Source organism: Streptomyces sp. NPDC026417 (assembly GCF_055567695.1).
The window spans coordinates 70,132-82,247 of the sequence record NZ_JBVHPY010000008.1 but is presented as its reverse complement, the minus strand read 5'-3'; the positions used below and the strand labels follow the sequence as shown (position 1 = coordinate 82,247).

Annotated in this window: 11 protein-coding genes; 2 read left to right on the top strand and 9 right to left on the bottom strand. The window is 72.5% G+C overall.

The window, feature by feature from the left end; genetic code table 11:
- The first annotated feature begins 96 nt into the window (after positions 1–96).
- Positions 97–909: an SURF1 family protein gene (locus tag ACZ4NT_RS15060; RefSeq protein WP_467725590.1), complete on the top strand. Its 813-nt coding sequence runs from the start codon at positions 97–99 to the stop codon at positions 907–909.
- Here the strand turns inward: ACZ4NT_RS15060 and ACZ4NT_RS15055 are convergent.
- The 7 genes from ACZ4NT_RS15055 to ACZ4NT_RS15025 form a co-directional block, all read right to left on the bottom strand.
- A complete protein-coding gene (locus ACZ4NT_RS15055; RefSeq protein WP_121405180.1) occupies positions 879–1,880 on the bottom strand; it encodes a hypothetical protein in 1,002 nt (333 codons plus the stop codon). The two genes, ACZ4NT_RS15060 and ACZ4NT_RS15055, sit on opposite strands and share 31 nt — an antisense overlap.
- A gap of 80 nt (positions 1,881–1,960) precedes the next feature.
- Positions 1,961–2,536 carry a SigE family RNA polymerase sigma factor gene (locus tag ACZ4NT_RS15050; RefSeq protein WP_121405179.1) on the bottom strand — a complete coding sequence of 192 codons (576 nt, stop codon included), beginning with the start codon at positions 2,534–2,536 and terminating at the stop codon, positions 1,961–1,963.
- A gap of 443 nt (positions 2,537–2,979) precedes the next feature.
- Positions 2,980–4,056: an aspartate-semialdehyde dehydrogenase gene (locus ACZ4NT_RS15045; protein WP_467725588.1), complete on the bottom strand. Its 1,077-nt coding sequence runs from the start codon at positions 4,054–4,056 to the stop codon at positions 2,980–2,982.
- The gene (locus ACZ4NT_RS15040) at positions 4,056–5,330 is read right to left on the bottom strand and encodes an aspartate kinase (RefSeq protein WP_121405177.1); all 1,275 of its coding nucleotides are present in this window, start codon (positions 5,328–5,330) and stop codon (positions 4,056–4,058) included. The genes ACZ4NT_RS15045 and ACZ4NT_RS15040 overlap by 1 nt, the downstream gene beginning before the upstream one ends.
- A gap of 270 nt (positions 5,331–5,600) precedes the next feature.
- On the bottom strand, positions 5,601–6,260 hold the full coding sequence (locus ACZ4NT_RS15035) for a DUF5063 domain-containing protein (RefSeq protein WP_121405176.1): 660 nt from the start codon (positions 6,258–6,260) through the stop codon (positions 5,601–5,603).
- Positions 6,253–6,852, bottom strand: a complete 600-nt coding sequence (gene recR / locus ACZ4NT_RS15030) for a recombination mediator RecR (protein WP_007383602.1) — start codon at positions 6,850–6,852, stop codon at positions 6,253–6,255. Before recR ends, ACZ4NT_RS15035 begins: the two co-directional genes overlap by 8 nt.
- A 120-nt stretch (positions 6,853–6,972) precedes the next feature.
- The gene (locus ACZ4NT_RS15025; protein WP_121405175.1) at positions 6,973–7,320 is read right to left on the bottom strand and encodes a YbaB/EbfC family nucleoid-associated protein; all 348 of its coding nucleotides are present in this window, start codon (positions 7,318–7,320) and stop codon (positions 6,973–6,975) included.
- 266 nt (positions 7,321–7,586) lie between these two features.
- Here ACZ4NT_RS15025 and ACZ4NT_RS15020 point away from each other — a divergent pair, with 266 nt between their 5' ends.
- Positions 7,587–8,327, top strand: coding sequence for an SLATT domain-containing protein (locus ACZ4NT_RS15020; protein ID WP_121405174.1), 741 nt, complete (start codon positions 7,587–7,589; stop codon positions 8,325–8,327).
- A gap of 54 nt (positions 8,328–8,381) precedes the next feature.
- On the opposite strand, the gene ACZ4NT_RS15015 is transcribed toward ACZ4NT_RS15020, so the two are convergent.
- Both ACZ4NT_RS15015 and ACZ4NT_RS15010 read right to left on the bottom strand, forming a co-directional pair.
- Complete coding sequence (locus ACZ4NT_RS15015; protein ID WP_467725585.1) at positions 8,382–9,914, bottom strand: substrate-binding domain-containing protein; 1,533 nt, start codon at positions 9,912–9,914, stop codon at positions 8,382–8,384.
- A gap of 155 nt (positions 9,915–10,069) precedes the next feature.
- Positions 10,070–12,082, bottom strand: coding sequence for a serine/threonine-protein kinase (locus ACZ4NT_RS15010; RefSeq protein WP_467725583.1), 2,013 nt, complete (start codon positions 12,080–12,082; stop codon positions 10,070–10,072).
- Positions 12,083–12,116: the final 34 nt, after the last annotated feature.

The window sequence follows — 12,116 nt, the reverse complement described above, 5'->3', positions numbered from 1 at the left end:
CAGCCTGTGGAAAACTCCGCGCCGCCCCAGGAGCGGCCACGGGAGCGACGGACCCCGCGCCCTGCTCCGGCACGGCGGCACCGTACCGTGGACGGCGTGTACCGGTTTCTGCTGACGCCCCGCTGGTGGGGGATCAACGTCTTCGTGCTGTTGGCCATCCCCTTCTGCATCTTCATGGGGTCATGGCAGCTGAGCCGGTTCGAGGACCGGGTGCAGGACCACCGGACGGCGACCGATCAGGCCGCGGCCGCCGAGAAGCAGGCCGCCCGCCCGCTCGACGAGCTGCTGCCCGTGGACCGCAGCACGTCCGGCGCCCGGGCGACCGCCACCGGCCGGTACGGCAGGCAGCTGCTCGTGCCCGGCCGCGAGCTGGACGGCCGACGCGGCTTCTACGTGCTGACGCTGCTGCGCACCGACGGCGGCAAGGCGCTGCCCGTGGTGCGGGGCTGGCTGCCCGGCGAGGCCGACCCCGCGAAGGCTCCCGCGGCGCCCACCGGCGAGGTCACCGTGACCGGCACCCTGCAGGCGTCCGAGAGCCCCGGGTCGAACGGCGTGAGCGCGGCCGGCGGCCTGCCCGCCGGCCAGACCGGCGCGATCAGCACCGCGTCGCTCGTGAACCTCGTGCCGTACGACGTCTACGACGCCTGGATCACCCTCGACGACGCCGCCGGCGGGATGCGGGCGGTCCCCGCGACCGCGGCCCAGGGCACGGGTCTGGACCTGAAGGCGTTCCAGAACCTCGGCTACACCGGCGAATGGTTCGTCTTCGCCGGCTTCGTCGTCTTCATGTGGTTCCGGCTGCTGCGCCGCGAGGCGGAGTTCGCCCGGGACGCGGCGCTCGGCCTGGTCCCGGACGAGGAGCCCGCCGGACGGAACGCTCAGGAACCGGCCAGCAGCCCGGTCCAGTAGACCGTTCCCGAGCAGGCGTTCGACACCGTGGTGGACACGGTGGGAGCGCCGCCCTGCGCGGTGTGCGCCACCACTACGCTTCCGTCGACGGTGTCCTCCCGCACGAGCTGGGACGAGACCCCGGAGTCGGTCGTGGTGCCGCCGCTGCTGTCGCCGGTGCCGCCCGAGGGCGTCGGGTCGGGCGAGGGGTCGCCGCCCCCGCTCGGCGGGCAGGTCGCCGAGGGCACCCAGGCGAACTTGACCACGTACGACCCGCCCGGCTGGAGCACCAGCGAGCCGGCCTCCAGGGACGGGTCGGGCAGCGACGAAGCCGGGTCACCCGCGGCGTGCCGCACCGCCGCGATCTTGGACTGGTCCGTGGCGCCCAGTGCCGACACGCCCACGCTGCCGGGTCCGGTGACGGTGCAGCCGGTGGCGGAGACGTTCGAGACGGAGAAGCTGCCGTAGACCGCGCCGGTCGAGTCCGGGGAGCCCGCCGAGCCCACGGCACTGCCGAGCTGCGCGGCCGTGCAGGCCGCCGCGTCGGCCACCGAGGCGCTCGGACCGGCGCCGGCCGAGGCCCCGCTGTCGGCGCCCTTGTCCTTGTCCTGCTTGCCGTCGCCCTTCTTGCCCTTGTCCTTGGACGTGCCACCGGAGCCGGCCGTTCCGCCGCCGTCCTCGCCCTTGCCCTGGTTCACGCCGCCCTGCGTCGCCTCGGAGTGGCCCACCATGGACGGGTTGGCGTTCGAACCGTTGGAGTTCGAGACGTGCACCAGGGCCGGTACGGCGGTGCCGATGAAGAGCGCGGCAGCCGCCATGCCGACCACCGCCTGGCGCTTGCGGGCGCGCCGGGCGGGCACCGCCCGGCGCAGGTGATCCAGGGTGCCGTCGGTCGGTTCGATCTCCTCGACGGCGCTGTGCAGCAGCCTGCGCAGCGCCAGTTCGTCGGAGCCGAGCCCTTCGGGGCCCTGTTCTTCGGGGCCGTGAGTCACAGTTCCGTTCCCAGCGTGCGATTGCGTGTGATCGTGCTCGGGGCGGGGCTCGTCGGGCCGCCGCCGCTCCTCGTGCTCGCTCATGCCGGTGCCTCCATGGCGACGCGCAGCGCGGCGATGCCGCGCGAGCCGTACGCCTTGACGGACCCCAGCGATATCCCCAGCGTGTCGGCGACCTGCGCCTCGGTCATGTCCGCGAAGTAGCGCAGCACCAGCACCTCGCGCTGCCTGCGCTGGAGACCCTTCATCGCCTTGATCAGGGCGTCCCGCTCCAGCTGGTCGTACGCACCCTCCTCGGCGCTCGCCATGTCCGGCATGGGCTTGGAGAGCAGCTTCAGACCGAGGATGCGCCGCCGCAGCGCGGACCGCGAGAGGTTCACGACGGTCTGACGCAGATAGGCCAGCGTCTTCTCCGGGTCGCGGACGCGTTTGCGTGCCGAGTGCACCCGGATGAAGGCCTCCTGGACGACGTCCTCGCAGGACGCGGTGTCGTCGAGGAGGAGCGCCGCGAGACCCAGCAGCGACCGGTAGTGGGCGCGATAGGTCTCGGTCAGATGGTCGACGGTCGTGCCTGCCGCAGGACTGTCCTCAGCGCCGTCGCGCTGGTTCGGTATGCGGGCCGGCCGCGCTGCGGGCATGGGGGCGATCACCGGCATGCCGCCGGGCGCGCCGGGGCTGCGGGGTCGGCGGGGTGGACGCAGGGCGGTGCCCCTCGTCTGTACCGCGGTGAAATCGAGTACCTCTGCCACGCCAGTTGGACACGTCTGCCCCCGTCAGGGTTGTACGCGTCAGGCATCGCATTTGCGTCAGGCACCCCGTTTGACATGGTGTCAAATGCCCACATGCGTACCAGCTCTTCCCTCGTGCCCCGTTTGCCGTGAAGTTCGGACGCCCCCGAAGTGCGTCCGCAAAGACGCTCCCCGCCCTCCGCGCGGTTGCGGAGAACGGGGAGAAGAATCTTCGAACGCCGGAGCGGTCCGATTCAAGTGGTCCGGACCATTAACCCAGACACAGTTCCGGCACGATCTCCAGAGATCCTACAAACGAATCCCCCACCGGCCGGCGAATTTTGCGGCGACAGGGCGTCCGGGGCGCGGACTTACGCCCCCGTGATCTCCGCCGCCACCAGCTCCGCGATCTGCGCCGTGTTCAGGGCGGCACCCTTGCGCAGGTTGTCGCCGCAGACGAACAGTTCGAGTGCCGTGGAATCGTCGAGCGCTCGGCGCACCCGCCCGACCCAGGTCGGGTCCGTGCCCACCACGTCGGCGGGGGTGGGGAACTCACCGGCGGCCGGGTTGTCGAAGAGGACGACTCCGGGGGCGGTGGCGAGGATCTCGCGGGCCTTGTCCACGGTGACCTCGCCCTCGAAGCGGGCGTGGACGGTCAGCGAGTGCGTGGTCACGACGGGGACGCGGACGCACGTCACGGCGACCTTCAGGGCGGGCAGCCCGAGGATCTTGCGGGACTCGTTGCGGACCTTCATCTCCTCGGAGGACCAGCCGTCCTCCGCCAGGGAGCCCGCCCACGGCACCACGTTCAGCGCCACGGGCTCCGGGAACGGTCCGGTGTTCTCCCCCACGGCCCGCCGTACGTCGCCGGGCTGGGTCCCCAGATCGGTGCCCGCGACGAGCGCGAGCTGCTGCCGGAGCGTGTCGACCCCGGACCGCCCGGCGCCGCTCACCGCCTGGTAGCTGGAGACGACGAGCTCGCGCAGACCGAACTCGGCGTGCAGCGCGCCCAGGGCGACGATCATGGAGAGGGTCGTGCAGTTCGGGTTGGAGATGATCCCGCGCGGCCGGCGCCGCACCGCGTGCGGGTTCACCTCGGGCACGACGAGGGGCACCTCGGGGTCCATCCGGAAGGCACCGGAGTTGTCGACCACGATCACGCCCCTGGACGCGGCGACCGGCGCCCACTGGGCGGCCACCTCGTCGGGCACGTCGAACATGGCGACGTCGACCCCGTCGAAGGCGGCCTCGGTGAGCGCCACGACCTCGACCTCCTCGCCGCGCACGGCCAGCTTGCGGCCGGCCGAGCGCGGCGAGGCGATCAGGCGGATCTCGCCCCAGATGTCCGCGTGCTGGGACAGGATCTGGAGCATGACGGTGCCGACGGATCCGGTCGCTCCCACGACCGCGAGCGTCGGCCGCCCGCTCCGCGACCCTGACGGGGACATCAGCGGCCCGTGCCTCCGTAGACGACGGCCTCGTCGCTGTCGGAGTCGAGACCGAAGGCGGTGTGCACGGCGCGCACGGCCTCGTTCACGTCGTCGGCGCGGGTGACGACCGAGATGCGGATCTCGGAGGTCGAGATCAGCTCGATGTTCACGTTGGCCTGCGACAGGGCCTCGAAGAAGCCCGCGGTGACACCCGGGTTGGTCTTCATGCCGGCGCCGACGAGCGAGATCTTGCCGATCTGGTCGTCGTAGCGCAGCGAGTCGAAGCCGATCACCGACTTCGCCTTCTCCAGGGCGTCGATGGCCTTGCGGCCCTCGGTCTTGGGGAGGGTGAAGGAGATGTCCGTCAGACCGGTGGACGCGGCGGACACGTTCTGCACGACCATGTCGATGTTGATCTCGGCGTCGGCGATCGCGCGGAAGATCGAGGCGGCCTCGCCCGGCTTGTCCGGTACGCCGACGACCGTGACCTTGGCCTCGGAGGTGTCGTGAGCGACACCGGAGATGATGGCCTGCTCCACCTTCTGGTCCCCTTGCTTCGGCTCGTTGCTGACCCAGGTGCCCTGCAGCCCCGAGAAGGACGAGCGCACGTGGATCGGGATGTTGTAGCGGCGGGCGTACTCCACACAGCGGTGGAGGAGCACCTTGGAGCCGGAGGCGGCGAGCTCCAGCATGTCTTCGAAGGAGATCCAGTCGATCTTCTTCGCCTTCTTCACCACGCGCGGGTCGGCGGTGAAGACGCCGTCCACGTCGGTGTAGATCTCGCAGACCTCGGCGTCCAGCGCCGCGGCGAGCGCGACGGCCGTGGTGTCGGAGCCACCGCGCCCGAGGGTGGTGATGTCCTTCTTGTCCTGCGAGACGCCCTGGAACCCGGCGACGATGGCGATGTTGCCCTCGTCGAGCGCCGTCCGGATGCGGCCCGGCGTGACGTCGATGATCCGCGCCTTGTTGTGGACCGAGTCGGTGATGACACCGGCCTGGCTGCCCGTGAACGACTGGGCGCTGTGGCCCAGGTTTTTGATCGCCATCGCCAGCAGGGCCATGGAGATCCGCTCCCCGGCGGTCAGCAGCATGTCGAACTCTCGCCCGCTGGGCATCGGAGATACCTGCTCGGCGAGATCGATCAGCTCGTCCGTCGTGTCGCCCATCGCGGAAACGACCACGACCACCTGGTGGCCGTTCTTCTTCGCTTCCACGATTCGCTTGGCGACGCGCTTGATGCCCTCGGCATCGGCTACGGAGGAGCCTCCGTACTTCTGCACGACAAGGCCCACGTGCGCTCCTCGCTCAATCCGTCTCTGCACCGCACAACTGCGGTCGGCTCAGTTTAACGAGCGGCCGGTTTTCCCCGCCCCGGTATCGCATGGTGAGATGTCCCGCTCACCACACGACCACCGGATCGGCCGGGCGGCCCGGCCGCTCCAGGACGGCACCTGCCCGATGCCGGGCAGGTCACTCGCAAAGTGCGCCGTGTCACAAGTGGCGGCGGCGACGGGGGCGGCCCGCGCCCGCGGCGGACGCGCCGCGGGCGCGGGCACCACCGCTCACTTGACCTCGCGCAGCCCCAGCGGTCCCGCGATCTCCTCGGCCATGACCCGGCCGGCCTCCTCGGCCAGGGCGTCCTCGCTGAGGTCCTGGTCGGTGTCGAGGCCGTCCAGCTCCTGCAGGGGCTGGTTCAGCCGCACGTGGGCCACCAGGGACTGCAGCGCGCGCAGCGTCGCCGACGCGGTGGAACCCCAGTTGGAGAAGTAGGAGAACTGCCACCACCAGAGCGCCTCGGTGGTGCGGCCGGCCCGGTAGTGGGCCATGCCGTGCCGGAGGTCCGCCATCACGTCGGCCAGGTCGTCCGAGATACGCGCGGGGACCGGGGCCTTGCGCGGCTCGTACGGATCGAAGACCTCGGAGTAGACGTCGACCGGGTCGAGCATGGCCGCGAGCCGCTCGCGCAGCTCGTCCACGTCCGGCTCCGGGCCCATGTCCGGCTCGTAGCGCTCGTCGGGGAGGATGTCCTCGTGCGCGCCGAGACGGCCGCCGGCCAGCAGCAGCTGGGAGACCTCCAGCAGGAGGAAGGGCACGGCCGAGTCCGGCTCGTCCCCCTTGGCGACCTCGGTCACGGCGACGAGGAAGCTCTCGATCTGGTCCGCGATCTGAACCGCGAAGTCACCGGGATCGGGGGTCGTCGCATGCAGCGTGGCGTCAGACATCTAGGAGTCGTCTCCCCTCGAAGGCGCGGCCGAGGGTGACCTCGTCCGCGTATTCCAGGTCGCCACCCACAGGGAGGCCGCTGGCCAGGCGGGTGACCTTGAGGCCCATGGGCTTGATCATGCGGGCGAGATACGTGGCCGTGGCCTCGCCCTCCAGGTTCGGGTCCGTGGCCAGGATCAGCTCGGTCACCGTGCCGTCGGCCAGCCGGGCCAGCAGCTCCCTTATCCGCAGGTCGTCCGGGCCGACGCCCTCGATCGGGCTGATCGCGCCGCCCAGGACGTGGTACTTGCCCCGGAACTCACGCGTCCGCTCGATCGCTACGACGTCCTTGGGCTCCTCGACCACGCAGATGACGGAGAGGTCGCGGCGCGGGTCACGGCAGATGTTGCACAGCTCCTCCTGCGCGACGTTGCCGCAGGTGGCGCAGAAGCGGACCTTCGCCTTGACCTCCATGAGGCACTGCGCGAGCCGGCGGACGTCCGTCGGCTCGGCCTGCAGGATGTGGAAGGCGATCCGCTGCGCGCTCTTGGGACCGACGCCGGGCAGCCGCCCGAGCTCGTCGATGAGGTCCTGGACCACGCCTTCGTACAACGGACTGCCTTTCCTGTGCTTCGTCGGTACGCATCAGTGTCCTGGTACGTACGGTAGTTGGCCGCCGCCGGTCTCCGATAGGCGGGCCGGGCTCCGAAACGCGCCCTGCCCGCCCGGTCGTCAGAAGGGGAGACCGGGGATGCCGCTGCCGCCGCCACCGAGACCCTGGGCGAGCGGGCCGAGCTTCTGCTGCTGGAGCGCCTGCGCGTTCTCGTTGGCCGCCTGGACGGCCGCGACGACCAGGTCCGCGAGGGTCTCCGTGTCCTCGGGGTCCACCGCCTTCGGGTCGATCCGCAGCGCCCTGAGCTCGCCGGAGCCCGTCACGGTCGCCTTCACCAGACCGCCGCCCGCCTGGCCTTCGACCTCGGTGCGCGCCAGTTCCTCCTGCGCGGTCGCGAGGTCCTGCTGCATCTTCTGGGCCTGCTGGAGCAGCTGCTGCATATTGGGCTGGCCACCACCGGGAATCACGATCAGCTCCTGGTTTCGTACGGCTGTTTGGGCGGGGGTTTCCCGCTAGCACGAGCCTACGTGGTCGGGGAGGCGCCCGCCCCAGCACTCTTTCGAGTGAGGCGACCCGAAAGCCTATACCTGATCAAGGACCTCTTCCGGGCGGAAAAGCCCTGAAACCCGGTCCATCGCCACCCATTGGGCGGTAGGAAAGGGTCGGCGCTCCAGCATCAGCCGTCACAGGCGTCGAGCAGCCGTCACGCAATGTCATCAGTAGGGAGTGCCGGGTGAGCCAGCCGGAGATGCAGCCCGAGGGGCCGCCCCGGGACGAACGTGGCGAGGGCGCCGCGGGACCCCGGCCGGGCGACCTCGCCGGACGGCCGTTTCCGCTCGGCGACTGGGGAGAGCCCGCGGAACGGCTCCACGAGCTGTACCGGTGGGTGGAGCGGGGCGCGCTGGACACGGTGTCCTGGTATCTCGCGGACCGCGTCTGGAAGCGGCGCGGGGCCCGGACGCTGCGGACCGGGGCCGCGGCGGGGGCGGTCACCGGCGCCGCGCTGCCGCTGCTCGACCTCGCCGGGGCGGTGCGCGGGATCGCCGCCTGGGGATATCTGGCGCTGCTGCTCGCGCTCGCCTGCCTGGCCGGTGACCGGTTCTTCGGGGTCACCTCCGGCTGGATGCGGGACGTGGCGACCGCCCAGGCCGTGCAGCGGCGGCTCCAGGTGCTGCAGTTCGACTGGGCGTCGGAGAGCGTGCGCGAGGTGCTCGGACCGGCCGAGGGGACGGCCGGGGAGGCGGCGGAGCGGTGCCTCGGGGTGCTGCGGCGCTTCTCCGAGGACGTGACCGAGCTGGTCCGGGCCGAGACGGCGGACTGGATGGTGGAGTTCCGGACGGGTGCGGCGCCGCTGGGGCTGCAGACGTCCGCGGTCGGACCGCCCCGGGTGGACGGGGCGTCGCAGAACCGGTTCCCCCTGCCGCCGGGGGCCCGGCCGAACATGCCACGGCAGCGCCCGCCCGAGCCGAGGTGACGCACGCCGGACGCGGGTCCGCGCCGGACCCCGCTCGCGTTCGCGCCGTCCGGGTCAGTCCGCACCGCAGATCCGCAGTCCCACCGGGGTCCCGCACGGCAGGTGGCCATGGGTGCGGACGACGTCCTGCCCGCCGCCGCGGCTGACGTAGGCCAGGAAGCTGGAGGCGAGGGAGTCGGCGGGCGGTCGGCCGTAGGTGTAGGCGTACTCGATCTCGCGGTAGGGGTAGGCACCGACGCCCTGCTCCAGCTCCTCGACGGACGGGTCGTGGCCGTCGAGGGCGAGGCGGTGCAGGCCGCCGTGGCCGGTGGCGAGGTTGAGCTCGCTGTAGCCGATCGCCCCGGGCAGCCGGGCGACCGTGTGCAGGACCTGGTCGGTGGAGTCGAGTTCACAGCGGACCACGGGTGCCGTGGTGTCGTCCTTGTGGACGCAGTCGAGTGAGGAGTTGGCGATCTCGCCGCGTCCCAGCACCCGGCGCTGGAAGACCTGCCGGGTCCCGGAGTTGGCGTCCCGGCTGACCAGGACGACCGGCCGGTCCGGTCCGCCGAGCTGCCTCCAGTTCCCGATCTCCCCGCGGTAGATCCGGCGTACGTCGCCGCGGGACAGGCTCTTGAGGGGGATGTCCTCGTGCACGACCAGCGTGAACACGGAGACCGCGACCCGGCTCTCGCGCAGCTGGGGGAGTCCGTTCGGCTTCCGCCCGTCGGAGAGGGCCACCACGGCCGGCGAGCCGCTCCCGGATCCGGCCCCGGCGGCCTCCAGCTCGCGCACCCCGGCGGTGCTGCCGTGCGCGTCCACGGTGATGACGGAGCCCGCGCAGTCCTTCTCGTACTTGTCGGCGAGCTCCCGCATCACCGGGGCGAACGCGGTCGACCCGGTCACGGTCAGGGTGCCGCGCGCACAGCCGATCGGCGGCGGGGTGTCGTCCCGGACGACGACGATGGCCGCGAGCGTCACCACGCACACCGTGAGCAGGACGGTGATCAGCCGGGCCGCGCGGCTGAACAGCGGCGGCTGGTCGTCCGGGGTCGTGCTGCGGTTGGGGCTCACCACGCCGTCCCGGATCCCGCCGATGAGCCGTATCGGCCGCCCGACGTCACCGCCCGACAGCAGCACCAGCAGCTTGTAGTGCTCGCCCCGGTTGAGCGGGACGCGCGGGATGCGCAGGGTGCCGTCCTCGTAGCCGAGGCCGGCGGCCGGGCTGAAGTGGTCCATGAGGTGCTCGGTGCCGGGCGGCTGGGTCACGGAGACGCCCCGGATGGTGCGGTCGGTGAACACCGCGGTGAGGCCGTGCCGTTCCCGGCCCGTGTAGTCGTTGTCGGCGATGCTCTGCGAGCCGTCGTTCTCGATCCGCAGCAGGACGAGCGTCGCGTCGGCCATGCCCGGCACCTCGTCGAACAGCCCGAGCCGTACGTTCGCGATCCCCGACCGCACGTCGTCGCCGATCGGGTTGTCCATCTGGACCCGGTACCCGATCTGCTTGCTCCGCGGCACCCGGCGCTCGTACCAGACCATCCCCGCCGACGTCACGATGCCGACCACGGCGGTCGCCACCGCCACCACGTTCTCCGCGCTCAGCCACTCCACCTGGCCACTCCCCCGGGCCGCGCGCGGGCCCCGAGCCGCACGGTGCGGTCACGGTACGGCCCGAACGGGGAACACCCGGGGTACGGCAGGTGAAGTTCACCGGCGATTCAGGAGCGGCGGCTCCGAACTGCCCTGCTGCCGTGGGCGGTTGGCGGTCAGCCGCCCTTCGTGTACGTCAGTTCCTGGCCCGACTCGGTGATCACGCGGCGCAGCCGCCCGTCCGGCAGGAGGGAGACCTCGGAGCTGCCGCCGGGGGTGCAGGAGGAGGCCGGCTCGCCGACGACGACCTCCGACGGGCCGATCTTCAGGGAGCCGTCGGAGGTCGGCGTCTCGGACAGCTCGGCCCGGAACACGCAGTGGTAGGTGCCGCTGCCGGCCGGTCCGTCGGCGGTGAGCGAGAGGACGGTGTCCCCCGCCTTGCCCTGCTGGATCACCAGCCGCCGGGTGTTGTGCCCCGTCGCGTTGTCGATGCTGCCGTTCCAGGTGCCGAGGTACTTCTCCGGGATCCCGCCGTCCTTCGGCGCCTCGGAGGCGGGCGACTCGGACCCGGGGGTGGAGGGCCGCGAGGTGTCCGGACCCGGAGTGGTGGGCGCGGTGGAGGACGAGGCGGCGGACTTGCCGTCGTCGCCGCCGTCGGAGCCCTTCATCAGGGCGTACACGGAACCGCCGGCGCCCAGGGCGACCACGAGGGCGACCGCGACGAGCGCCGCCGTGGAACGGCCGCTCCCGCGCTCGGGCTCCGGTTGCCGCGGGACGGCGCCGGGGCCGTAGGGCGGGGTGGCCCCCGGCCCGTACGGCGGGGTCGAGCCCGGTCCGTACGGCGGGGTCGAGCCCGGGGCGACGGGCGGCCCGAACCCGGCGGCCGGCCCGGCGCCCCAGCCGCTCTGCGGATAGCCGTACGCGGAGGGCTGGGGGTGCTGCTGGGGATATCCGTAGCCGGGCGGGGCGGCCGGCGGGGGCGCCACGCCCGGTCCGGAGACCATCGTGGGCAGGTGGTCCAGCGGGGCCGGACTGCCGGGCGGCGGCGGGGTGGGGCCGCCCGGGACCTCGGCGGCGGAGGCGTGCTCGGGCGCCACCTCGGCGGCGGGGATCCCGGCCGGCCCGGCCGGGGCCGGCGCGGCACCGGGGTCCGCGGCCGGGGACCCGGCGGCGGGAGAGGCGTCAGCGGCGGCGGGAGAGGCCGCCGCGGCTGACGCGGAGGCGGCGGCCGCGGCGCCCGGCGCCGTTGCGGCGCCGCCCCCCGGCTCGTCCGGGTTCTCCGTGTCGAGGAGCTGCACGGCGTGGCGGCCGAGCTGGGCCACCAGCGAACCCGGCAGCCACGGGTCGCGGGCCCGGCCGTCGGAGACGGTGTCCTCCGCTCCCGTGCGCTCCAGGATCCGGTCGAGCGTGGGCCGCGCCGCGGGGTCCTTGCGCAGGCAGTCCCGCACGAGATCCGACAGGGTCTCCGGCAGGCCCGACAGGTCGGGCTCCTCCTGCGCGATGCGGAACATCAGCGCGTGCACCCCGCTGTCGGTGCCGCCGAAGGGCTGGGCGCCCGTCGCGGCGTACGCGAGGACGGACCCGAGGCAGAAGACGTCGCACGCCGGGGTGATCCGGTCGCCGCGGACCTGCTCCGGCGCCATGAACCCCGGTGAGCCGACGAGGGCGCCGGTCCGGGTGAGTCCGCCGTCGGTGACGGTCTCCAGGGCGCGGGCGATCCCGAAGTCGATGACGCGCGGCCCGTCGATGGTGACGAGCACGTTCGACGGCTTGAGGTCCCGGTGGATCAGACCGGCGGCGTGGATGTCCTGCAGCGCGTGCGCGAGACCGGCGGCGAGGATGCGCACCGACCGCTCGGGAAGGGGCCCGTGGTCCTGGCCCACCACCGTCTGCAGGGTGGGTCCCGCCACGTACCCGGTGGCGACCCACGGAATGGCGGCCTCGGTGTCCGCGTCGAGCACCGGCGCCGTCCAGTGTCCGCCGACGCGGCCCGCGGCCTGGACCTCCTGCCGGAAGCGGGCCCGGAACTCCTCCTGCTCCGCGAGTTCCTGGCGTACGAGCTTCACGGCGACCGTCCGGCCGCGGCCGGACCGTGCGAGATAGACCTGGCCCATCCCGCCGGCACCCAGCCGCGCGAGCAGCCGGTACCCCCCGATCCGCTGCGGCTCCCCAGCCCCCAGCTTCTCCATCGCTGCGCCACCTTCCCCCGTACGTACGCAACAG

Excerpts from the sequence above, each read along its gene's own strand:
- ACZ4NT_RS15045 (WP_467725588.1), bottom strand. The coding sequence starts at position 4,056 with ATGTCCCCGTCAGGGTCGCGGAGCGGGCGGCCGACGCTCGCGGTCGTG.
- ACZ4NT_RS15010 (WP_467725583.1), bottom strand. The coding sequence starts at position 12,082 with ATGGAGAAGCTGGGGGCTGGGGAGCCGCAGCGGATCGGGGGGTACCGG.
- ACZ4NT_RS15035 (WP_121405176.1), bottom strand. The coding sequence starts at position 6,260 with ATGTCTGACGCCACGCTGCATGCGACGACCCCCGATCCCGGTGACTTC.
- ACZ4NT_RS15050 (WP_121405179.1), bottom strand. The coding sequence starts at position 2,536 with ATGCCGGTGATCGCCCCCATGCCCGCAGCGCGGCCGGCCCGCATACCG.